18 protein-coding genes are annotated in these 24,304 nt (G+C 30.4%); 17 read left to right on the plus strand and 1 reads right to left on the minus strand.

The window, feature by feature from the left end:
* From Q5O44_RS04240 to Q5O44_RS04275, 8 genes are all read left to right on the plus strand, one after another.
* Positions 1-594, plus strand: a 594-nt coding sequence (locus Q5O44_RS04240; protein WP_302637383.1) for a condensation domain-containing protein, incomplete at its 5' end; no start/stop codon positions are given.
* Between the two features lie 27 nt (positions 595-621).
* On the plus strand, positions 622-1,953 hold the full coding sequence (locus tag Q5O44_RS04245; protein WP_022167149.1) for a condensation domain-containing protein: 1,332 nt from the start codon (positions 622-624) through the stop codon (positions 1,951-1,953).
* Positions 1,954-2,014: 61 nt separating this feature from the next.
* On the plus strand, positions 2,015-3,694 hold the full coding sequence (locus tag Q5O44_RS04250) for an AMP-binding protein (protein ID WP_022167150.1): 1,680 nt from the start codon (positions 2,015-2,017) through the stop codon (positions 3,692-3,694).
* Positions 3,687-3,911: an acyl carrier protein gene (locus Q5O44_RS04255; protein WP_022167151.1), complete on the plus strand. Its 225-nt coding sequence runs from the start codon at positions 3,687-3,689 to the stop codon at positions 3,909-3,911. Before Q5O44_RS04250 ends, Q5O44_RS04255 begins: the two co-directional genes overlap by 8 nt.
* A complete protein-coding gene (locus Q5O44_RS04260) occupies positions 3,908-4,471 on the plus strand; it encodes a 4'-phosphopantetheinyl transferase superfamily protein (RefSeq protein ID WP_022167152.1) in 564 nt (187 codons plus the stop codon). The genes Q5O44_RS04255 and Q5O44_RS04260 overlap by 4 nt, the downstream gene beginning before the upstream one ends.
* Positions 4,461-5,168: an ABC transporter ATP-binding protein gene (locus tag Q5O44_RS04265; protein ID WP_022167153.1), complete on the plus strand. Its 708-nt coding sequence runs from the start codon at positions 4,461-4,463 to the stop codon at positions 5,166-5,168. Before Q5O44_RS04260 ends, Q5O44_RS04265 begins: the two co-directional genes overlap by 11 nt.
* A gap of 15 nt (positions 5,169-5,183) precedes the next feature.
* Positions 5,184-8,486 (plus strand): FtsX-like permease family protein, encoded by a 3,303-nt coding sequence (locus tag Q5O44_RS04270; RefSeq protein ID WP_022167154.1) that lies wholly within the window; start codon positions 5,184-5,186, stop codon positions 8,484-8,486.
* A gap of 76 nt (positions 8,487-8,562) precedes the next feature.
* Positions 8,563-8,901, plus strand: a complete 339-nt coding sequence (locus tag Q5O44_RS04275) for an arsenate reductase family protein (RefSeq protein WP_022167155.1) — start codon at positions 8,563-8,565, stop codon at positions 8,899-8,901.
* 72 nt (positions 8,902-8,973) lie between these two features.
* Here Q5O44_RS04275 and Q5O44_RS04280 read toward each other — a convergent pair whose 3' ends face one another.
* On the minus strand, positions 8,974-10,329 hold the full coding sequence (locus tag Q5O44_RS04280) for an aspartate kinase (protein WP_022167156.1): 1,356 nt from the start codon (positions 10,327-10,329) through the stop codon (positions 8,974-8,976).
* Positions 10,330-10,694: 365 nt separating this feature from the next.
* On the opposite strand from Q5O44_RS04280, the gene glnA reads away from it, so the two are divergent.
* From glnA to spoIIAB, 9 genes are all read left to right on the plus strand, one after another.
* Positions 10,695-12,023: a type I glutamate--ammonia ligase gene (glnA, locus tag Q5O44_RS04285; protein WP_022167157.1), complete on the plus strand. Its 1,329-nt coding sequence runs from the start codon at positions 10,695-10,697 to the stop codon at positions 12,021-12,023.
* A gap of 21 nt (positions 12,024-12,044) precedes the next feature.
* A complete protein-coding gene (locus tag Q5O44_RS04290; RefSeq protein WP_022167158.1) occupies positions 12,045-12,608 on the plus strand; it encodes an ANTAR domain-containing response regulator in 564 nt (187 codons plus the stop codon).
* 102 nt (positions 12,609-12,710) lie between these two features.
* A complete protein-coding gene (gltB, locus tag Q5O44_RS04295) occupies positions 12,711-17,249 on the plus strand; it encodes a glutamate synthase large subunit (RefSeq protein ID WP_022167159.1) in 4,539 nt (1,512 codons plus the stop codon).
* Positions 17,250-17,258: 9 nt separating this feature from the next.
* Positions 17,259-18,728 carry a glutamate synthase subunit beta gene (locus Q5O44_RS04300; RefSeq protein WP_022167160.1) on the plus strand — a complete coding sequence of 490 codons (1,470 nt, stop codon included), beginning with the start codon at positions 17,259-17,261 and terminating at the stop codon, positions 18,726-18,728.
* Positions 18,729-18,897: 169 nt separating this feature from the next.
* Positions 18,898-19,851: a DUF4003 family protein gene (locus Q5O44_RS04305; protein ID WP_022167161.1), complete on the plus strand. Its 954-nt coding sequence runs from the start codon at positions 18,898-18,900 to the stop codon at positions 19,849-19,851.
* A gap of 10 nt (positions 19,852-19,861) precedes the next feature.
* Positions 19,862-20,908, plus strand: coding sequence for a DNA polymerase IV (locus tag Q5O44_RS04310; protein WP_022167162.1), 1,047 nt, complete (start codon positions 19,862-19,864; stop codon positions 20,906-20,908).
* 155 nt (positions 20,909-21,063) lie between these two features.
* On the plus strand, positions 21,064-23,352 hold the full coding sequence (locus Q5O44_RS04315; protein ID WP_022167163.1) for an AAA family ATPase: 2,289 nt from the start codon (positions 21,064-21,066) through the stop codon (positions 23,350-23,352).
* 170 nt (positions 23,353-23,522) lie between these two features.
* A complete protein-coding gene (gene spoIIAA, locus Q5O44_RS04320; protein WP_022167164.1) occupies positions 23,523-23,858 on the plus strand; it encodes an anti-sigma F factor antagonist in 336 nt (111 codons plus the stop codon).
* Positions 23,859-23,872: 14 nt separating this feature from the next.
* On the plus strand, positions 23,873-24,295 hold the full coding sequence (gene spoIIAB / locus Q5O44_RS04325) for an anti-sigma F factor (protein ID WP_022167165.1): 423 nt from the start codon (positions 23,873-23,875) through the stop codon (positions 24,293-24,295).
* The last annotated feature ends 9 nt before the right edge of the window (positions 24,296-24,304 follow it).

Genomic DNA, 24,304 nt, shown 5'->3' on the forward strand with positions numbered 1-24,304 from the left:
AGGGAAAATAGGCTTTCCCCTCAAAGTGTATTTTTATTAGGAAGTCAATTATATTTGTATAAGTTAAATAATAGTGATGAAGCTTTAGTGCATAATGTTCTTGCAAGGAGAAGTGGGGCTGCAGCCAAGACAGCTGGTGGTATGCTAATTAATATATTAGAATTTGTTGTTAAGTGTCCATATGATTTATCTTTTGTTGATGCATGTAATAAGATAATGATAGATCAAGCTAAATTGTTTAGACATGGAGATTATCCTTATCAAAGAGTTGTAGATTTTATTCAAAAAAATGCTGGAATAAAGACAGGAAACTTTACTGATTTATCATTTACTTATCAAGCAGCTAAAGTTGGAAGTGAAAATATGTTTAAAGCTAAAGTACAAAACTACAGTAATGGAGTTTCAGGGATTTCTATATATTTAACTATTATGGACGCTTTAGGTACTGGTAATTTAGACTTTTTGTTTGAATATAATTTAGCGTTGGCAAGTGAAGAAATTGTAGATAAGCTTTATGATCAGATGATTAAGAGTATTGAGATAGGTATAGCCTCACCTAATAAGACCTTAAGAGAAATAATAAGTGAAATATAATTTTTAGTATTAGAGGAGGATTTAATATTGGTTGAAAGGAAGTATTATGATTTAACTCCATCACAAAAACTAATGTATTTTGCATTAAAATTCATACCTGAAAAAAACGTTGTTAATATTGGTACTGCAGTTTGGTTTCATGAGAATATTGATTGTGAATTATTAAAAGCTGCAGCTTATAAAGCTATATGGCGAATGGATGCCTTAAGGCTTAGACTTAAAAAGGTTAAAGGCCAAATAAAACAATATGTTTCAGAAGAAGAACCTAAAGAAATAAAAATTGAAGACTACTCAAATTATTCAAAGGATCATATAGATGAAATTTTAGAAAAATGGACAAGTACTCCGTTTAAATATAATGATAAAGAATTATATGATGTAAGTATTATTAAAGGACCGGAAAATGTAACTGGATTATATATAAAGGTAAATCATGTTGTTATGGATGCTTGGGGCTTAACTGTATATGCAAAAGATGTTATTAATATTTATTTAGCTATGAAAGAAGGAAAAGAACTACCGGAAGAACCAGCAAAATTTGTTCCATTGATTGAAAAAGATTTAGAGTATATGAATTCTAAAAGAATGCAAAAGGATTATGAGTTTATAAAGGAAAAATGGAAAACACCAGCAGTTTTTGCATCAGTGGAACCTAAATATGTAGGTAAAAGATATAGGCCTAATAATTTAAGCTTTAAAGGCAAACAGAAAGTAATGTCATTAGATAAGAGTATTGTAGCAAAAATAAATGAATATTGTAGAGAAAATAGAATATCTCAGCAAACATTATTTATTTTAGGAAGCCAGATATACTTTTATAAGCTAAATAATACTGATAAGTCAATGGTGAATTCTGTATTAGCAAGAAGATCCTCTATGGATAGGAAAAGAGCTGGAGGAATGATGGTAAATAACTTACAGTTAAAAGTAGAATGTCCATATGGATTATCCTTTAAAGAAGCATGTGAAAAGCTAACAAAAGAGCAGTTTGAATTATACAGGCATGGAGATTTTCCATATCAACTTGCACATGATTATGTATTAAAACAAGCAGGAATTAAATCAGGGCTTCTTACAGACTTTACGATAACTTACCAGCCAGCAAAGATATTTACAGACAATAGGATAAAAGCTAAAGTACAAAATTATTTTAATGGAAGTGCATCAATGAATTTATATCTAACAATAATGGATACTTTAGATTCAGGTGAATTAGATTTTATGTTCCAATATAAAGTTGCTGTAGTAAGTGATGAAATAGTTGATGAGCTATATAGAGTGATGATTAAAGCAGTAGAAATTGGAATTGAATCTTCTAATAAGACTATTGGTGAAATAATTGATGAGATTTATGCATAGGTTTTATTAATGTAGAATTTAATAAGATATTATGTGGTTGGTATAAAGGGGGATAAATAAAGTGATAGAGGTCTTTGGAGAATGCCTAGAAACCATTAGGGATATTATTAATAATTCTAGTAATAAGTATAAAGATAAAATTGCTATTAGAGAAAAGAAAAATAAGAAAATAGTAAGTTATACTTATGGACAGTTAAGAGATGATGTTTATGCTTTGGGGACAAAACTCATAGATATGGGGTTAAAAGATAAGCATATAGCTATTGTAGGTGAAAATAGCTATAACTGGATTGTTTCATATCTTGCAATTATAACAGGTGTTGGCGTAGCAGTTCCTCTTGATAAGGAGTTAGATTCAGAACAAATAAGTAAACTACTAGAAAAGGGTGATGCCTCAGCTGTATTATTTTCAAAGGGATTTTTATCTAGTATAGATGAAATCATTGAAAATAGTAAGTTAGAGTTTGCAGCATGCTTAAATGATACAGATAAGTATACAGATGTACAGACATTGATAAATGAAGGTAGACAATTAATAAATGAAGGTAGCACAGTATATGAAGACTCTATTGTAAATGTTAATGAGTTAAATGTTATTATGTTTACATCTGGAACAACTGGATTTAACAAAGGTGTAATGATAAGTCAGAATAATTTATTAGTCAATATTGAAGTGGCATGCAAAGCTTTTGGAATTTATCATAAAACTGTAGCAGTATTACCATTTCATCATATATATGAGAATGTTTGTGGCATGATAGCTCCAATAACAGTGGGAATGACTCTGTTTATTAATGATAGTTTAAAGTATTTATCTAAAGATTTAAAATTAGCACAGCCAGAATTGGAAATAATGGTACCGTTATTTTTAGAAACAATGGAAAAAAGCATACGAGCTCAGCTAAAAAGAATGAATCTTGAAAAGACTTTTGAAAATAGTATAAAGTTTAGTAACTTCTTATTGAAATTTGGTATAGATTTAAGAAGGCTATTATTTAGAAAAGTGCATGCTAACTTTGGTGGTAAATTAAAAGCAATTGTATGTGGAGGGGCAGCACTTAAGCCAGAACTTATAACTTTCTTTGGCGATATAGGAATAACTATTCACAATGGATATGGAATAACAGAATGTACTCCATTAATCAGTGTAAATTTAAATAAAAAAGGAGATCATTTTTCCGTAGGTAAAATATTCTCTAGTTGCCAAGTAAAAATTGATAATAAAAATGAAGAAGGTATTGGAGAAATATTAGTTAAGGGTCCAAATGTAATGATGGGTTATTACAAAGATGATGAAAGTAATGAAAAATCATTTACTAATGGATGGTTTAGAACAGGTGATTATGGAAGCATAGACGCTGATAAAAATCTTGTTATTTGTGGAAGAAAGAAAAATTTAATTGTTTTAAGTAACGGTAAAAATGTACACCCTGAAGAGTTAGAAGGATATATATATGAAATGATGCCGTATGTTAAAGAATCACTTGTTTATATAGATAAGAATAAAAAAGGCAGTGAAGTTATCAGCACATATGTATATTTAGATCAAGATTTTTCTTCAGGTAAAAGTTTAGAAGAGTTAGAGTCAATCTTAAAAGAAGACTTGAAAAAGGTAAATAAAAAATTGCCAAGCTTTAAAAAAATACAGCATATATATATAAAAGAAGAAGAGTTTGAAAAAAATAGTTCTAAAAAAATAATAAGACAAAAGTTCTTAGAGGAGGTAAGTCAAATTGGATAAGAAAGTAATAGAAATAATGGCAAATTATTTAGGGTTAAAGGAAGAAGAAATAACATCAGATATGGATTTAATGGATGATTTAAACATAAACTCATATGACATAATGAGTATCGTAGGTAAATTTGAGGATGAGTTTGATATCGAAATTCCAGATGAAGATATAAGAAATTTTAGAACAGTTAAAGATGTATTAAGCTACATCAATGAACAAAATTGATTCAATGTTTTATAGCTAAATGTAATGATATAAAATTACAAAGATATTATAGTAAGGAATTATTAAGATATTCAATAAAAAGCGTCTTTAAAGTAGAAATAGAGGATGAAGCTGTAATGAGAAATCAATATGGCAAACCCTCTTTTAAAAACAATGAGCATATAAAATTTAATATAAGCCATTGTGATGGACTTATTGCTTGTGCTGTAGGTTTGGAAGAAATAGGAGTAGATGTTGAAAATATTAGAAGCTTTGATGACTATGTAGTAAGAAGAGTGTGTAATAAGAAGGAAATAAATTCAATATATAACTCTGATGATAGTGAAAAAACTTTTTTCACATATTGGACTATGAAAGAAAGTTTAGGCAAGGCTTTAGGAGTAGGATTACACTATCCCATAAAGGAAAATGAGTTTATACAAAATGGTGATGAATATTTATGTAATTACAAAGGATTGAAAATTAAAAATTACCAAATAGATAATAAGTTTATTTTATCTATTTGTACAGATAAAAATGAAGAAATTATACTAAGGGGGGGTAATTTAGATGGAAGATAATTTTATAGAATTTAAGGATGTTTATAAAAGGTATCAAATGGGTGAAGTTACTATAGCTGCAGCCAATGGAGTTAACTTTCATGTTAAACCAGGAGAATTTGTAGTTATAGTAGGGCCTAGTGGTGCTGGAAAAAGTACAATTCTTAATATGTTAGGTGGTATTGACCAAAATGATGATGGGCAAATAATCATTGGTGGAAAAGATTTAAGTGCCATGAATAACAAAGAGCTTACTTTGTATAGACGTTATGATATAGGATTTGTATTTCAATTTTATAATCTAATACAAAACCTTACAGCTAAAGAAAATGTTGAAATAGCATCTCAAATTTGTAAAGAACCAATGGATGCAGAAGAAGCATTAAGAAGTGTAGGCCTTGAAGATCGTATGGATAATTTCCCTTCTCAATTATCAGGAGGGGAGCAACAACGTGTTGCCATTGCTCGTGCTTTAGCAAAAAGACCAAAACTTCTTCTATGTGATGAACCTACAGGAGCATTGGATTATCAGACAGGAAAGAACATCTTAAAGCTTTTACAGGAAACATGTAGAAAAGAAAATATGACTGTAGTACTAGTAACACATAATCAAGCTATTACGCCAATGGCTGATAGAGTTATAAGAGTTAAAAATAGTAAAGTAGAATCTATGGTTATTAATAAAAAATTAACCTCCATTGATGATATTGAATGGTAATGGAGGCGTAGTTTTATGACAAGTAGTTTAAAAAAGGTTTTTTTCAGACAAATAAAAGATACTAAAAGCAGATTTATTTCAATATTACTTATTGTAGCTTTAGGAGTAGGCTTTTTTGTCGGAGTTAAAGCTGCAAGTCCAAGTATGAAATATTCAGCTAATAAGTTTTTTCAATCAAATAATTTGATGGATTATAAGATTATGTCAGATTACGGTTTTCAAAATGATGATATTAAAGCTTTAGAAGCGCTTACAGGTGTTTCACAAGTAATGCCATCATATTCAGCAGATTTATTAGTTAATAATGAAGGTTCAAATAATGTTGTTAGAGTACAGGCTGTGCCGGAAGTCTCTGACGGTAAGCAACCTATTAATGAATTAAAGGTGGTAGAAGGAAGACTGCCACAAAAATCAGGCGAATGTGTAGTTGAAAGTAATTCAGATACATCAATTAAATATGAAATAGGAGATACCATAGAGCTTCTTTCTCCCAGTGATGATAAGAAAATAACTGATATAGTAAAGACTTCCTCATTTAAGATTGTAGGATTTGTTGAAAGCCCACAGTATATTGCCTTTGATAAGGGGATAACACAAGTTGGTGACGGATCAATTTTAAATTATATGATGATTTCTGCCAAAGATTTTGCATATAGTAGATATACAGAAGTATTTTTATGTGTGGATAAACCTAAAAAATACCAATCAAGCTTTGAAGAGGATTATAAATCATATATTGCAGACTATTCTTCAAAATTAGCAAGTCTTGGTGTAGAGAGAGTAGAAGTAAATAAAGAAGAAATAGTTACTAAGGCTAATGAAAAAATAGATTCAGCAAGAAAGGAAATTGATGCTCAAAAAGCAGATGCTCAAGCTGATTTAGATAATGGTAAGAAGCAAGTTGAAGAAGCAGAAGCTGCAATAGCTGAAAAGGAACAAGAAATTATTGATGGAGAAGCACAAATACAAGCAGCAGAACAACAGTTAGCAGATTCAGAAGCAAAAGTTGCTGATGGATGGAATCAACTAGCGGCTGGAGAAGCGCAGCTTAATGAAGGAATAAATGAATATAATGCTGGAGTAGAGCAATATAATGCAGCATATTCTGAATATATGGCACAAAGAGAAGTTGGAGAAGCGCAATTAAACCAAGCACAAGCTCAATTAGATACTTATGGACCATTGATTAATGGCTTACAAGAGATAATAGACAATGGAGGAGTTTTATCTTCAGTACTTCAATCTCAATTTGATTCTTATATAATTCAATATAATGATGCTGTTGCACAAGTTGAGGCAGGAAAACAGATGATAGCAGATGCTGACAATCAAATTGCCGCTGCCAAAGCACAACTAGATTCATCAGCGGCACAAATTCAGGCAGGTCAAAATGAAATTAATACTCAAAAAGCTAACTTGACTGCAGCAGAAAAGCAAATTGCAGATGGTAAAGCTCAGTTAGAGCAATCTAAGGCACAAATTGCAGATGGAAAAGTTCAACTTGAAAATGGAAAGAAACAATTAGAAGAGTCAAAGGCTCAATTAGAAGAAGGCCAAAAAGAATTTGATACTCAATTTGCTTTAGCTGAAGAAGAATTGAATCAAAAATTAAAAGAGATAGAAAATCTCTCTAATGGTAAATGGTATATATTTACTAGGGATGATAATCCAGGATATACATCATTTGCAGAAGATGCTACTCGTATTGATGGTATAGCTAGTGTGTTCCCATTATTCTTTTTCATAGTAGCAGCACTGGTATGTCTTACAACAATGACTAGAATGGTTGAGGAAGAAAGAACACAGATAGGTACATTTAAGGCATTGGGATATGAAAATAAGACTATAGCAGCTAAGTACTTTTTCTATGCATTTTTAGCAGCAATAACAGGAAGCATTTTAGGTGTAGTAGTTGGACTATTAATTTTACCTAAGACAATATTCCATTCTTATGATGCAATGTATAAATTACCTATATTTGCAGTTAAAATAAGTATACCAGTTATTATTATAGCAATTGTATGTGCTTTGCTTTGCACTTGTACAGTTGCATATATAGTAGCTTATAGAGAGTTAAAATTAAATCCTGCAACTTTAATGAGACCTAAAGCGCCAAAACAAGGAAAGCGTATATTATTAGAAAAGATACCATTTATATGGAATAAAATGAATTTTTCATCAAAGGTAACTACAAGAAATTTATTTAGATATAAAGCTAGATTTATAATGACTGTTTTAGGTGTTGCAGGATGTACTGCACTAATACTTGCAGCATATGGTTTAAAAGATTCTATATCTGTAGTTGTTCCAAAACAATATGGTGAAATATTTAATTATGACACTATGATGAATTTAAAGTATGAAGGTACATTAAATGAAAAGAAAAATCTTAAAGATGCCATTAATATAGATAAGCGCATTAAATCATCAATGATGATTAAACAAACATTAATGAATGGATCAAAGGCAAATGAAGATAAAGAAGTACAAGTAAGATTATTTGTACCAGAATCATTGGATAAATTTAAGGACTATGTGCATTTATTAGATAAGGATACTGAAGGCAATATTAAGCTTACAGATGATACTGTGGTAATAACAGAAAAGCTTGCAAAACTTTTAAATCTTTCTGTGGGAGACACTATTACTGTAGGAGATGATGCAGGAACAGCCGTTGATTTAAAAATATCTAGTATAGCAGAAAATTATGTATATAATTATGTATATATATCAGAAAAGATGTATGAAGAAAAATTTGGTGAGGAATTAAAGGTAAATACAGTTTTATTAAAGCTTACTGAAGATGGTAAAACCCATGAAGATGAAGTTGCTAAGGATTGGTTAAAGAAAAATGATATTTTAGTTGTTACTTCAACTTCATATGTAATTTCAAGTTTTGAAGATATAATATCAAGTTTAAATTCTGTAGTAGTATTGATGATAGTTTGTGCAGCAGCATTAGCATTTGTTGTTTTATATAATTTAACAAATATAAATGTAGCTGAAAGAATAAGAGAAATTGCTACAATAAAGGTATTAGGTTTTACTGAAAAAGAATCTGCTAACTATGTATATAGAGAAAATATAGTATTATCTATAATAGGTATTGCAGTAGGATTAGTGATGGGTATTTTCTTAAGTAACTATATAGTTTCTACCATTGAAATGGATATAGTTATGTTTGGAAGATCTATTCATGGTATAAGCTTTGTATATGCAGCAGCATTTACTTTAGTATTTACATTACTTGTTAATATATCTATGTATGGAAAACTTAATAATATAAGCATGGTTGAGTCTTTAAAATCAGTTGAATAATTTAAGAAAGCGGGGCAATTTAGCTCCGTTTTTTATTTTATGATATAATTTAAAAAAACAATTTATGAGGTGAAGTATGAATATACAGATATTTGGAACTAAGAAATGTAATGATACAAAAAAGGCAGAAAGATTTTTTAAGGAAAGAAGAATTAAGTTTCAATTTATAGATTTAAAAGAAAAAGCTTTAAGTAAGGGAGAATTGCAAAGTGTAAAAAAGGCACTATCACTAGAAAGCTTAATAAATAAAAACTCTAAAGATTATAAGAAGCTAAACTTAGATAAAATAAGAGGCGCAGAAACAAGAGAGGAAATTTTATTAAAGAATCCATCATTATACGTTACACCAATTGTAAGAAATGGTAAGGAAGCAACGGTAGGGTATGATATTGAAACATGGAAGAAATGGGAGTAGTTAAAATTAAGAATTAAAAATGAAAAATTAAGGATGAAATCTCTTATTGGAGTTTCATCCTTAATTTTTAAACTAATTTGCTGCTATTGATTTAATAGGTACATCATCTAAATATTCATCGCTAAATGAATTATAGATAGCATTAATACCTTTTTCAAAATCTTCATTTTCAATACCAATTAAAATATTGATTTCACTAGAACCTTGATCAATCATTCTCACATTTATATCTGCTTGTGATAAAGCATCAAATACTTTTGCAGCAACACCTTTTTTATTAGCCATTCCAGCACCAACAGTTGCAATAAGAGCCATATTAGGATGAACTACTACAGAATCAGGGTTACAAGAACGATTTATTTCATCTACAAGAATTTCAAGTTTATTCTTAAGTTCAGAATCTGATATAACCACGCATACTGAATCTATACCTGAAGGCATATTTTCAAAAGAAACATTATTTTGCTCAAGTACAGAAAGCACTTTTCTACAAAAGCCAAGTTCCGTATTCATCATAGCTTTTTCTATAGATATCACAGTAAAGTTTTTTCTACCAGCTATACCAGTAAGTGTTCTATTAGAAGAATTTTCACGAGAACTTACAATAAGTGTTCCACTATCTTCAGGATCATTGGTATTTTTTATATTTATAGGTATTCCTGCATTTCTTACAGGAAAAACAGCTTCTTCATGTAATACAGAAGCACCCATATATGATAATTCTCTAAGCTCTCTATATGTTATTTCCTTAATTTGCATGGGATTCTCCACGATTCTAGGATCTGCCATAAGAAATCCTGATACATCTGTCCAATTTTCATATAAATCAGCATTGATGCTGGCAGCAACTAGGGCACCAGTGACATCAGATCCTCCTCTTGAAAAAGTAACAATATTCCCTTCAGGATCAGAACCGTAAAAACCAGGAATAACAGCTTTTTCACATTTAGCCAAAGCATTTTTAAGTTTAAGTTCAGTTGCTTCACTATCTAAAGTACCATATCTATTAAATTGGATAACATCTTTAGCATCTATAAAGTCTATACCTAAATATTTGGCTAGTATTAAGCCATTTAAGTATTCCCCACGACTTGCCGCATAATCTTTAGAAGCCCCATTTTCTAAATCTTCTTTTACGATATTTAAATAATCCTGGATATTTAAATCTATATTTAATTCTTCAACTATGCTCTTATATCTTTCGCTAATAAGCTTAAATACATCATCTAGAGGTATACCTGATTGTATGTGGCCATGACAAAGATATAACACATCTGTAATTTTAAAATCTTTTGAATGTCTTTTGCCAGGTGCAGATGGAATGATAAATTTTCTAGCTTCATCTGCAAAAAATATATTTTTTACTTTCTTAAATTGATTGGCATCAGCTAAAGAGCTTCCACCAAATTTTGTTACAATTGTTTTCATATAAACAGCCCCCAATAAAATGATTATTTGTAATAATAATATAATCTTAGAAATATTTTACATAAACATCTGTTATTTTGCAAATATTTTTATTTACTTTTTACCTTACATAAGAAAAAAGTATTATTCAAAAATAAAAAGTTTAATAAAAGTATAAAAAAAATAATATTAGTATAAAAATAGGCTCGATATATTAGAAATTATTTAAAAAAAGTAACTTATTAATGTTATAGTGATAATTAATAGATTGTAATTTTTATAATAAATGTATATAATAGTAATGAGAAATTAGACAAGATTAACATTTTAGTTAATATAAAGGACATAACTTTATTGTTCTTTTAGAAAACAAAGGGGGGTATTATATGCATTATTCAAAAGAAGATATTTTAGCAATGGTAGAAGAAAATGGTGTTAAGTTTATAAGACTTCAATTTACAGATATATTAGGAACTCTTAAAAATGTGGCTATCACTGATAGACAACTTGAAAAAGCATTAAATAATCAATGTATGTTTGACGGATCATCAATTAATGGCTTTGTAAGGGTTGAAGAATCTGATATGTATTTAAGACCTGATTTAGATACATTTGTAATTTTTCCATGGAGACCACAGCAAGGAAAAGTTGCTAGACTTATTTGTGATGTATATATGCCAGATGGAACTCCATTTGAAGGTGATCCAAGATATATACTTAAAAAAGCAATAAATAAAGCAGAAGCTATGGGATACACAATGAATGTAGGACCAGAGTGTGAATTCTTCTTATTTGAAGTTGATAATGATGGAAATCCAACCTTAAAGACGAATGATAAAGGAAGTTATTTTGATTTAGGACCTATAGATTTAGGCGAAAATGCCAGAAGAGATATGACTCTTGCATTAGAGGATATGGGCTTTGAAATTGAGACTTCACATCATGAAGTAGCTGCAGGGCAAAATGAAATAGACTTTAAATATGCTGATGCATTAGTTACAGCAGATAATGTTACAACATTTAAATATGTAGTTAAATCCATTGCTCAAAGACATGGTTTATATGCAACTTTCATGCCAAAGCCATTACATGGAGTCAATGGATCAGGAATGCATGTAAATATCTCACTAATTAAAGATGGAAAGAATGCTTTTTATAATGAAGAGGATCAATTAGGTTTAAGTTCCGTGGCGTATAATTTCATAGCAGGTGTGCTTAAGCATATTAAAGAGATTTGTCCAATAACAAATCCTTTAGTAAATTCATATAAAAGATTGGTACCAGACTATGAAGCGCCAGTATACATTGCATGGTCAGCTAAAAACAGAAGTCCTCTTATAAGGGTTCCATCAGCCAGAGGAGAGGGCACTAGGATAGAATTTAGATCTCCAGATCCTAGTTCAAATCCATATCTTGTCTTAGCATGCCTTTTATTAGCTGGATTAGAGGGCATTAAAGATAATTTAGAACCACCTAAATGCATTGATAGAAATATTTTTAATCTAAGTAGAGAAGAAAGAAAGAGAGAAAATATAGAAAATCTACCTGAAAGCTTGCATGAAGCAATTGCATATATGCAAAAAAGTGATCTTGTAAAAGAAGCTTTAGGAAAGAACACCTTTGAATATTACATTAAGGCCAAGGAGGTTGAGTGGGATAATTATAGAACACAGGTACACCAATGGGAAATAAATAGTTATCTTTCAAAATACTAGGTCATAAAGGTGGGGTATGAAATGAATGATCAAAGGGGAGTAATTGTGGCACTTCAGAATTTAGATACAGCAGAAAAAATTGGCTCACTGATAGTTGAATCAGGATATAGAGTTTTAGCTACATGCAACTCAGGGCATGATCTCATCCGAAAATGTATGGCCATGGCCCCTGAAATTGTAATTATTAGCTATAAGCTAAATGATATGACAATTTTGGATGTATATAATACATTAGCTGATAATTGTAGTTTTTTAGCAATAGTAAATGAGACATATAGATCATTTGTACAAGAGCAAACAGATATATTTTGTATAACCAATCCTATTTCTAAGGGGATTTTAATAAGTTCTTTAGATTTAATATGCCAAAGTAATAAGAAAGTATCTAAATTGAAAGAAAAAGTAAATAAATTAGAAACTACCATGGAAGAACGAAAGATAATTGAAAGAGCTAAGGGAATTTTAATGGAGCGTGAAAACTTAACGGAAAGGGAAGCTTTTAGGATTATCCAAAAAAATAGTATGGATACAGGTAGTAAGATGATTGATGTTGCAGGCAATATTATCATTCAGTACTCTTTATAAATAAACTCAAATATTTGCGAGTAAAAGATATTACTCGCTATATTTACATATTTATTTTCAAAATAGTTGAAAAAAAGAAATTAAAAGTAAAAGGAGAGCAATATGAAGAAATTGGGGCTATATAATTCAAGTTTTGAACACGATGCTTGTGGAATAGGAGCAGTAGTAAATATAAAGGGTAAAAAATCCCATGACGTAATAGATAATTGTTTGGAGATATTAGAAAACTTGAAACATAGAGGCGGAATTGGTGTGGAAGAAAATACTGGGGATGGAGCCGGCATATTAATGCAGATTCCTCATGAATTTTTCCAAAAGAAGGCCTTAGATAATGGATTAGAATTACCTAAAAGCGGAGACTATGCAGTTGGAACTGTATTTTTACCAATGGAGAAGCAAAGAATGCTGGAAGCTAAACACTTCATTGAAGAAATGATGAAAGAAAATAGCTTTAATATTTTATTTTGGAGGGAAGTACCAGTATCAATTAATGGTATAGGTGAAACAGCATTAAAGGCTATGCCTAAAATTATGCAAGTATTTTTAAGAAAGCCTGAAGAGGTTTCGGCGGGAATGGACTTTGAAAGAAGCCTTTATATGCTTAGAAGAAAAATTGAAAAGAAATTAAATCATTTGGAAGGATTTTATATAGCATCATTATCATCAAGAACCATTGTATATAAAGGAATGCTTGTTTCTACACAAGTAAGGACATTCTTTGAAGATTTAAATGATGAAGATATGAAATCAGCAATAGCAATGGTTCATCCAAGATATTCTACTAATACTTTTCCAAGTTGGGAAAAGGCACATCCTAATAGAATGATTATTCATAATGGTGAAATTAATACTCTTAGAGGAAATGTTAATAAGATTTATGCTAGAGAGGGTTCTTTAACATCTGAAGTCTTTGGTGAAGAATTGAAGGAAGTTTTACCAATAATAAATAAAGAAGGCTCTGATTCAGCCACTTTAGATAATGTTCTTGAATTTATTTATATGGGTGGAAAAGATATAGTTAGGTCAATGTTAATGCTAGTACCAGAAGCTTGGGAAAGAGCAAAAAGAATAGATAAAGAAAAGAAAGCATTTTATAAGTATAACTCTACTATTATGGAACCTTGGGATGGGCCTGCATCAATTGTTTTTACAGATGGTGAAAAGGTAGGAGCAATTTTAGATAGAAATGGACTAAGACCTTCAAGATATTGTATAACAGATGATGGATTTTTCATATTATCATCAGAAACAGGTGCTTTAAATATTCCTGAGGAAAAAATAATCAAGAAAGATAGATTATCTCCAGGAAAGATATTACTAGTAGATACTGTTCAAGGTAAATTGATGGAAGATGATGAAGTAAAAAAATCTTATATAAAATCACAACCATATGAGAGATGGATAGATGAAAATTTAATAACTTTGAAATCTATAGAAGTGGACGAAAATATTTCTTTTATGGATGAAGAAGAAAGATTAAAATATCAAAAGATTTTTGGTTATGGATATGAGGATTTAAAAAGTAATATTTATGAAATGGCTCAAAATCAGCATGAAGCAATAGCTGCCATGGGAATTGATACACCTCTTGCAGTGTTATCATCACAAAGTCAGCCATTATTTAATTATTTCAAGCAGCTTTTTGCCCAAGTAACTAATCCTCCAATTGATGCCATAAGAGAAGAACTTATGACTTCTACTAATGTTTATTTAGGTAGTAAGGGAAGCATACTGGAAGATAAGCCAGAAAATTGCCATCAGATAGAAATAATGAATCCAATAATCAGTAATAAAGATCTATTAAAGATTAAATCTTTAGATAATAAAGGGTATAGGATTGAAACTATAGATATTGTCTTTAATAAGACAAAAGGTGAAAAGGCAATGGAAGAGGCATTAGATAATGTATGCCGTAAAGTGTATAACTTAGTAACTAACGGTGTAAATATAATTATCATCTCAGACAGGGCTGTTAATGAAGAAAGTGCACCAATACCTGCACTTTTAGCAGTATCAGCAGTAAATAGCTATTTGGTGAAAAAAGGTGTAAGAAGTTTAGCAGATATAATAGTAGAATCAGCAGAGCCAAGGGAAGTACATCATTTTGCTACTCTTTTAGGCTTTGGTGCAACAGCTGTAAATCCATATTTAGCATATGAAACTATCAAGGAGCTTGTTGATGAAAAAATTATAACTACTTCTTATGAAGAAGCTATTAATAATTATGATAAAGCAATTATAAAGGGTATAACTAAAATATTATCTAAGATGGGAATATCAACAATTAGGTCTTATCAAGGGGCACAGATATTTGAAGCAGTAGGAATAAATAATGATGTAGTAAATAAATATTTTCCTAATACCATAAGCCGTATTGGAGGTTTATCTATATATGATATAGAGAAAGAAGTTTTACTTAGACATGATAATGCTTTTGATATAAGGAAATCTTTATTAAATAGCAGTCTTGATAACTTTGGAAGAGATAAGCTACGAATGGAAGGAGAAAAGCATTTATATAATCCTGAAACAATCCACAAATTACAGGTGGCAGTGAGAAGTGGTGACTATAAATTATATAAGGAATATTCTAAAGCTATAGTTAAAGCACAAGAAGAAATAAATTTAAGGGGCTTATTGGATTTTAATTATTCTGAAACGCCAATTCCTCTTGCAGAGGTTGAAAGTGTTGATTCCATTTTTAAAAGATTTAAAAGTGGAGCAATGTCATATGGATCAATATCAAAAGAAGCTCATGAAACTTTAGCAATAGCTATGAATAGGCTAGGAGGAAGATCTAATACTGGAGAAGGTGGCGAAGATAAAGAAAGATGGATACGCCTTCAAAATGGGGACTCAAAAAGATCAGCTATAAAGCAAATTGCTTCAGGAAGATTTGGTGTAACATCTGAATATTTAGTAAATGCAGATGAAATTCAAATAAAAGTAGCTCAAGGAGCTAAACCAGGAGAAGGTGGACAGCTTCCATCTAAAAAGGTATATCCGTGGATTGCTAAAACTAGAAATTCTACTACAGGAGTGGGGCTTATATCACCACCACCACATCATGATATATATTCTATAGAAGATTTAGCACAGCTTATTTATGATTTAAAGAATGCTAATATTTATGCAGATGTATCAGTAAAGCTAGTTGCTGAAGGTGGAGTAGGTACTGTTGCTGCAGGAGTAGCAAAAGGAGGTGCTGATATTATATTAATTTCTGGTTATGATGGAGGTACTGGTGCAGCGCCTAAAACATCTATCCAAAATGCAGGAGTACCTTGGGAGTTAGGTTTGGCAGAAGCTCAGCAGACATTAGTTGCTAATAATTTAAGAAGTAGAGTAATGCTTGAAGCAGATGGAAAGCTTATGTCTGGAAGAGATGTAGCAATAGCAGCGTTACTTGGAGCAGAAGGCTTTGGATTTGCCACAGCTCCATTGGTAGCTTTAGGATGTGTCATGATGCGTGTATGTAATCAAGATACTTGTCCTGTAGGAATAGCCACTCAAAATGAGAAATTAAGAAAGAATTTCACTGGAAAACCAGAATATGTGGTTAATTTTATGAGATTTATTGCAGAAGAATTAAGAGAGTATATGGCAGCATTAGGTTTTAAAACTGTGGATGAAATGGTTGGTAGAGTAGATAAGCTAAAAGTTAAAGAACATATTTCAGGTTGGAAGGCTAGTAAGGTAGATTTATCTCTAATCTTGGAAAAATCACAGCTTGCTTTAGGTAATGGTATAAGATTTGAAAAAGATAAAAGCTATGACCACAAGCTAGATGAAGTAAAAGATAATGAAATATTAAAAGTGGTTAAACCATCCCTTGACTTAGGTGAAGATATAAGATTAGAAGTGAATGTAAAGAATACTGATAGAGCTTTTGGTACTATTTTAGGATCTGAAATTACCAGAAGTTACTCAAAAATTAAAGAAGATAGTGTATGGTTAAAATGTATAGGAACTGCTGGTCAAAGTTTTGGAGCATTTATACCTAAAGGACTTACCTTAGAAATTGAAGGTGACGTAAATGATTATTTAGGAAAAGGGCTTTCAGGAGGAAAGATAATTGCTTATCCAGCAAGGGATAGCAGATTTAAAGCAGAAGAAAATATTCTGGTAGGAAACGTAAGTCTTTATGGGGCTACTTCTGGTGAGGCGTATTTAAATGGTATTGCAGGAGAAAGATTTGCAGTAAGAAATTCAGGAGCTGAATCTGTAGTTGAAGGATGTGGAGCACATGGATGCGAATATATGACTGGAGGAAGAGTTATTATTCTAGGTGCTGTTGGTGAAAATTTTGCAGCTGGTATGAGTGGAGGAATAGCTTATGTATTTGATGAAGATGATTCATTAAATTCTAAGATCAATAGGGAAATGGTACTGGTAGAAGGTTTAGATGAAGAAGATAAAAAATTCGTTAAGGAAAAGGTAGGTAACCATTACAGATTAACAAAATCAGCTAGAGGCAAGATGATTAATGATGATTTTAATAATAATGTAGCTAAATTTAAGAAAGTAATACCTAAAGACTATAAAGAAGTAATGGAATTCGTCAGAGAAAAAGAAGTTGAAGGTTTAAATAGAGAAGAGGCACTTGCTTTTGCATTCAATGCTAAAGTAGGCATAAATTAGGGGGCTATCATGGGTAAAATAACTGGTTTTATGGATTATAAAAGAAAAGATTGCAAAAGAGAAGATTCATTAAGCAGGCTAAAGCATTGGAATGAATTTGACACTCCATTAAAAGAAGAGGAAAGAAAAGAACAAGCAGCTCGTTGCATGGATTGTGGGGTTCCGTTCTGCAGTTCAGGTATTCAGTTAAATGGAATGTATACTGGATGTCCTCTTCATAATTTAATTCCAGAGTGGAATCATTTAATATATTTAGGAAGATATGAGTTAGCGGCAAAAAGATTATTAAAGACTAGTAATTTTCCAGAGTTTACTTCAAGAGTATGTCCAGGTCTTTGCGAACAGGGGTGTACATGTGGATTAAATGGAAGAGCTGTTTCTGTAAAGGCAAATGAGAAATTTATTATTGAAAAAGCATTTGCAGAAGGACTTATAAAAGCTAACCCTCCTAAGATTAGAACTGGAAAGAAGGTTGCAGTGGTGGGTTCAGGACCAGCAGGATTGGCAGCAGCTGATATATTAAATAAATTAGGGCATGATGTAGTTGTTTATGAAAGGGAAGATAAGATAGGTGGATTACTTAGATATGGTATTCCTAATATGAAGCTTGAAAAAGAGATAATCGATAGAAGAGAATTACTTATGATAGAAGAAGGAATAACATTCGAGACTTGTTGTAATATAGGAAAGGATATGTCTTTTAGTACATTGGAAAAATCATATGATGCTGTAGTTGTAGCCACAGGAGCATCTAAGCCAAGAGATACAAATGCTAAAGGTAGAAATCTTAAAAATATATATTATGCAGTGGATTTTTTAAAGAATAATACAAAGAGAATTAAGGGATCAAAATTTAATTATGAAGATATTTCAGCTAAGGGAAAAAAGGTTGTGGTAATAGGTGGAGGAGATACTGGAACTGACTGTGTTGCCACAGCTTTAAGACAGGGATGTAAGGATGTACTTCAAATTGAAATAATGAATAAGCCACCAGAGAAAAGAGCAGATAATAATCCATGGCCAGAGTATGCTAAAGTATTAAAAACTGATTATGGACAGGAAGAATATATTGCTGAATTTGGACATGATCCAAGAATATATTGCACAACAGTAAAAGAATTTATAGGCAATGAAGAAGGAACTGTAAAAAGTATAGTTATAGTGAAGGTATGCTGGGAAAAAGATGAGGCAGGAAGGGTATATCCAAAAGAAATTCAAGGCTCAGAAGAAATAATAGAGGCAGATTTAGTACTTTTAGCCATGGGGTTTGTAGGTGTTGAAGACTATGTTGCAAAAGATCTTGCTGTGGATTTAGATAGAAGAGGCAATATTAAGGCAGAATATGAGAAATTTAATACATCAAGAGAAAAAGTATTTGTGGCAGGAGATGCAAGAAGAGGTCCTTCACTTGTAGTATGGGGAATAAATGAAGGAAGAAAAGCAGCATTTGCAGTAGATGATTATTTGATGAATAAATAAATTTTAATATTAATTTTAATTAAGGGTTCCCGTAGGAACCCTTAATTCTTAAATTTTTTTAAGAATTAAATTTTAATGAATTGTTGCAAATTTGTCACAAAAGCATAGTATAATTATAGTGAAATCATTTATAACTAAGTTATATAAATTAACGGGGAGAGATAAAGGGATGGAAAAATTTCTTGTTGATAGGATAGATAGGACTGTAGATAATTATAGACTAGCTAAAGAGTATTTAAAAAATGATGGTGATATACTAAATCACTTTGCATCATTGGTTTTTTCTCATTATGAAAAAGAAATACCAATAGATAGAATAAAGGAAATTAGAAAAGAAATTAAAGCAGCTACGCCAAGAATGTCGCCTTTTAGAGGTGATATATTATATATAATATCTTTGTTAATAGCTACAACAGATAAGGAGATACAACAAGAAATAATAGAAAATATGTTTAGTGCTATGGAAAAGCTTGAGGAAAATGGGTTTAGACCATGTAGTCATTTAGTACTTACAGCATATGTTATAGGAAGATATGGTAGTGCAAGGAAACAAGATGAGATAGTGTACAAGTTAAAGGAATCATATATTTTATTAAAAGAAAAGTATAACAATATTACTAATGAAGATGATTATTTACTATGTGCATTATGGAGTATTAATAATATAGAAATGAAAGTAGTAAATGATTTTATAGAAAATGTCTATGATCATGTGGCTGATTATAATGTAAGAACTAAAAATGGTGTTCAAGGATTATCTAATGCAATTATTTTAAATGGATCATCAGGACAGATGTATAGAAATATGGAATTTTTGCTACAATTACAAAAGAGAGATATAAAGATAGCCAATCAATTTTTACCTTTAGTAGGGGTGTTGTCCAATACAAATCCTAGAAGAACTGTAGATTTAGTTGAAGGAGTCATAGAAGATTTATGTGATAAGGAAGCTGAATATGAGTTTTATCTAGATAAAGGCTTTAGGACAATAATTGCAGTAGTAATAGTATCTTTTTGTACTATAAGTGATAAGAGGAGATATATAGATGAGCTTTTAGCCCATGGAGTAATATCTTTTATCAATAGCAAGAATAAAGGTATATTTGAAGAAGCTTTAAGCTAAGGTGATAACAATGCACAGAATAATTTTACATGTAGATATGGATGCCTTTTTTGCTTCAGTGGAACAGCTAGATAATCCACATCTTAAGGGGAAGCCTGTAATAGTAGGTGGAGTAAGTGAACGTGGAGTCGTTTCAACATGTTCATATGAGGCAAGAAAATTTGGAGTGAAATCTGCAATGCCAGTGTTTATGGCCCAGAGACTATGCCCAAAGGGATATTTTGTTAGAGTGAGGTATCATAGATATAAAGAAATATCCAATAAAATATTTGCTATTTTTAGGGAGGTGACACAGCTTGTGGAGCCTCTCTCTATTGATGAAGCATATTTAGATGTAACTAATAGCAGATTTACAAGTGGTATGGAAGCTGCAATATATATTAAAAATAGAGTTTTTAAGGAAATTGGTTTAACATTGTCCATAGGAATTTCTTATAATAAATTCCTAGCTAAGTTAGCTTCAGATTGGAATAAACCAAATGGCATAAAAGTCATAGAGAAGGATATGATACCAGAAATATTATTACCTCTATCTATATCTAAAATATATGGACTAGGAAAAAAATCGGTACAAAGATTGAACAATATGGGTATATATATTATTGAAGATTTATATCCATTAAATAAGGAGTTCTTTTTAGAATATCTAGGAAAAAATGGACTAGATATTTATGAGAGAATAAGAGGAATTGATAATAGGATTGTGGAAGTTAATAGAGATAGAAAATCTTATGGAAGAGAAACAACCTTAAAGTTTGATACTCATGAAATAGAGGAGCTAGAACCGTATATACAGGGGTTTTGCAAGGAACTTACAGTAACGTTAATAAGACAAAATATCTATATAAAGACCATAACAATAAAATATAAGACAATTGCCTTTGAGAACCATACAAGAAGCAGAACTTTAAATACATACACTAATAATTATGAGATAATCTATAAAACAGCTATGGATATTTTACAGGAAGAAGAACTAGAAAATTATATTAGATTAATAGGAGTTACATTATCAAGTATAAGAGAAGAAAATGTACAGCAGTTAACACTATTTTAATAATAAATGTATATACTAAAAGAAAAATAAAAAATAAACCTCTATTTATAAAAAAATTTACCTAAAAAAATTTTTTAAGAATATTAATATAGTATCAAGCTATGTAAGGAGGGGCTGCTTTAGAAAGCCTTAAGGCTTTTCAAGTAGAATAGTATATGAAAAGAGAGTTAACTCCAAATGAAATTAAATTTGATATATCAATTGATAAAAATATAGAAAAATCAAATAACGTACCAGAATATGAAGACGCTTTCGCTAAGATAAAAAGAGCGTTAAAAATAACAAAGGAAGGGTACAATTTATACCTAGTAGATTCATTTTCAAAAAATAAGCTTAAGGATTTAATTAATTTTATAGAAGATGAATATAAGGATTTAGATCCACCTAAAGACATATGTTATGTAACTTTGGAAGATGAAAATAAGCCTGAAGCTATTTTTGTTGCCAATGGCAAAGGGAAAAAACTAAAGGAGACAGTTAGCAATATAAAAAAGTCTTATTTAGATGTAATAAATGATTTTTATAGTGATTCCACCAATGATGAAAAAGATTTTTTAGTAGAAGAAGTGGAAAATAAGAGGAATGATTATCTTAATGAGCTTATTAAAATGGCTAAAGATGAAGGATTTGAAGTGAAAGCTACCAGTAAGGGTTTTGCTTTTTTACCCTTAAATAGCGCAGAAGAAACCATGACAGAAAAGGAATATGATAGTTTAGAAGATAACCACAAAGATATAATTGTAAGCAAGGCTGGAAATCTAAAAAAAAGAGCTGAAACTATTTTAGAAGAATTAAGAGATATAGAGTTAAAATCCATTAGGCGATTAAAAAAGCTTTATACAAAGTTCTTATCTAATAAAATGGAAGAAATTAAGGATGATGCCTTGCTTGAATTTATTACTGATGATGATTCTTATGAGTATCTTGAAAGGCTATTTACATGTATTGAACAAGATATAGTTGAGTGTTATACCATGAGCATTGAAGATGATGAAAATGAAATATACAGAATTTTAAATAAATATGATGTGAAAGTAATTGTTGATAATAGCAATAATTTTGCACCGCCTGTAATTTATGAGGAAGACCCTAATTTGAATAATCTCATAGGTACTGTAGAATATGAAAACCATAATGGTATGTATGTAACCAATATATCATTAATAAGTGCAGGAGCAATTTTAAAAGCTAATGAAGGCTGCCTTATTTTAAGACTTAATTCTTTAATAATGAATTCGCTTAGTTATTATTACCTTGAAAAGATACTATTATCAAATAAAGTAACTATAGATTCAAATAAGAGTCTTGTGGAATTTATAAATATAAATGGCTTAAAGCCAAAGCCTATTCCAATAAAAGTTAAAGTTATATTGATAGGTGATTATGATTCATATGATATATTGTATAATTCAGATGAAGATTTTAGGAAGTTATTCCCACTTAGAACGGAAATTCCAGATATAGTTGAAATAACTGAAGCATCAATTAATACTCTAAAAAATAGAATAAAGCAGAAGATGAAACAGGAGGAAATATCCAAAATAAATGATGATGCAGTTAGTGAGATAATAAAGTATTTATGTAGAAAGGCTAGTAGCAGAGAGAATATTTTAATGGAAGATTATACCCTAGATAAGCTTTTACAACTTACAGAAATATATGTAAAGGAAAAAGGTGAATATGTTATTACCAGAGAAGATGTAATGAAGATTGCTTATGAAGAAGAATTTATTGAAAAAGAATTTATTAAGATGTATAAAAAGGGAAAAATACTTATTACATTAGCAGGTGAAAAAGTAGGTTCAGTTAATGGACTTGCAGTATTAGACACTGGTTATTATTCTTTTGGTAGGCCAATTCGGATAACTTGTGTGGCATATAAAGGTACTGGCCGTATTGTGGATATACAAAAGGAGAGCAATTTAAGTGGTAAGATTCATGAAAAATCCATAAGCATACTTCGAGGGCTATTAAGTAGTTTATTAAATGCTTATGAAAATATTCCAGTTGATTTTCATATAAGCTTTGAACAAACTTATGGTATAGTAGATGGAGATAGTGCATCAATAGCTGAAATAATTGCGTTATTATCAGCATTGTCTAAGTATAAGGTAAAACAAAATATAGCGGTAACAGGATCTGTAAATCAGTTTGGAGAAGTACAGGCCATTGGAGGCGTTAGTGAAAAAATAGAGGGATTCTATAAGGTGTGCAAGATTATGGATACCATAGAAAATAAGGGAGTTTTAATTCCTACTTCCAATAGAGATGAACTTATTATCTTGCCAGAAGTTGAAGAAGCTATAATTAATAATAAATTTCATATATATACAATGGAAAATTTAAATGATGCAATAGAAGTTTTAATGCTTGATGAAGGACAAACTTTAGAAATGTTTTATGAAGATATAAAGAAGGAGCTTAAAAAGTATAGCACTAAATAAAATAAGGATAGAACCTATATAAAAGCTAATTATTATAGTTTTAGTATAAGGTTCTATTTTTTATTGATGATTTACATTGACTACAAAATACAAAATATGTTAAATTAAACTTATGGTAAAAAAAGTAAATAAAGAGAAGGAGGATACTCTATTCGTTAGAGCAGTAAAATATGAATATAAAATTTTCAAATGTAGATGACTTTTTAATTGTTGAGCTCATTGGCGAGCTAGATCATCATAGCGCTGAAGAGGTAAGAGTTAAGATAGATGACAGAATTGATAGAGATAATATTAAGAAAGTTATATTAAATTTTAGAAATGTAACTTTTATGGATAGTTCAGGAATTGGTGTGGTTATAGGAAGATATAGAAAGCTTAAAAATAAAGATGGACATATATCAGTGGTAGAAGTAAATAAGAGAGTTGATAAAGTTTTTGCTTTATCAGGGTTATATAAGATAATTAAGCAGTATAAAAATGTCCAGGAAGCTATGGAAAGTATTTAATGGAGGGAAATATAATGTTAGATAATAAGATAAGTATAGAATTTCAAAGTTTATCACAAAATGAAGGTTTTGCCAGAGTTGCTGTATCTGCATTTATCGCACAGCTTGATCCAACAATAGATGAAATGGCAGATGTAAAGACAGCAGTATCAGAAGCTGTTACAAATTCTATAATTCATGGCTATGAAAATAAAAAAGATGGAATAATACGAATAGAAGCTTGTATTTCTGGAAATAATGTAACTATAAAGATAGTAGATTTTGGCAAAGGTATGACTGATGTTGAAAAGGCAATGGAACCATTATATACATCAAGACCAGATCTTGAAAGATCAGGTATGGGATTTACAGTTATGGAAACTTTTATGGATACCTTAGAAGTTACCAGTGAAGAGAGAAAAGGAACAACAGTTATAATGTCAAAAAAATTTAATTAAAATGGTTAG

It is taken from the genome of Clostridium sp. CAG:221, assembly GCA_000435835.1.
Lineage (GTDB): Bacteria > Bacillota > Clostridia > Clostridiales > Clostridiaceae > Clostridium.

What these genes read in the sequence shown, in the direction of transcription:
- Q5O44_RS04265 (WP_022167153.1), top strand. Translation starts at nt 4,461, where the DNA reads ATGGAAGATAATTTTATAGAATTTAAGGATGTTTATAAAAGGTATCAA.
- Q5O44_RS04270 (WP_022167154.1), top strand. Translation starts at nt 5,184, where the DNA reads ATGACAAGTAGTTTAAAAAAGGTTTTTTTCAGACAAATAAAAGATACT.
- Q5O44_RS04275 (WP_022167155.1), top strand. Translation starts at nt 8,563, where the DNA reads ATGAATATACAGATATTTGGAACTAAGAAATGTAATGATACAAAAAAG.
- Q5O44_RS04280 (WP_022167156.1), bottom strand. Translation starts at nt 10,329, where the DNA reads ATGAAAACAATTGTAACAAAATTTGGTGGAAGCTCTTTAGCTGATGCC.
- glnA (WP_022167157.1), top strand. Translation starts at nt 10,695, where the DNA reads ATGCATTATTCAAAAGAAGATATTTTAGCAATGGTAGAAGAAAATGGT.
- Q5O44_RS04290 (WP_022167158.1), top strand. Translation starts at nt 12,045, where the DNA reads ATGAATGATCAAAGGGGAGTAATTGTGGCACTTCAGAATTTAGATACA.
- gltB (WP_022167159.1), top strand. Translation starts at nt 12,711, where the DNA reads ATGAAGAAATTGGGGCTATATAATTCAAGTTTTGAACACGATGCTTGT.
- Q5O44_RS04300 (WP_022167160.1), top strand. Translation starts at nt 17,259, where the DNA reads ATGGGTAAAATAACTGGTTTTATGGATTATAAAAGAAAAGATTGCAAA.
- Q5O44_RS04305 (WP_022167161.1), top strand. Translation starts at nt 18,898, where the DNA reads ATGGAAAAATTTCTTGTTGATAGGATAGATAGGACTGTAGATAATTAT.
- Q5O44_RS04310 (WP_022167162.1), top strand. Translation starts at nt 19,862, where the DNA reads ATGCACAGAATAATTTTACATGTAGATATGGATGCCTTTTTTGCTTCA.
- Q5O44_RS04315 (WP_022167163.1), top strand. Translation starts at nt 21,064, where the DNA reads ATGAAAAGAGAGTTAACTCCAAATGAAATTAAATTTGATATATCAATT.
- spoIIAA (WP_022167164.1), top strand. Translation starts at nt 23,523, where the DNA reads ATGAATATAAAATTTTCAAATGTAGATGACTTTTTAATTGTTGAGCTC.
- spoIIAB (WP_022167165.1), top strand. Translation starts at nt 23,873, where the DNA reads ATGTTAGATAATAAGATAAGTATAGAATTTCAAAGTTTATCACAAAAT.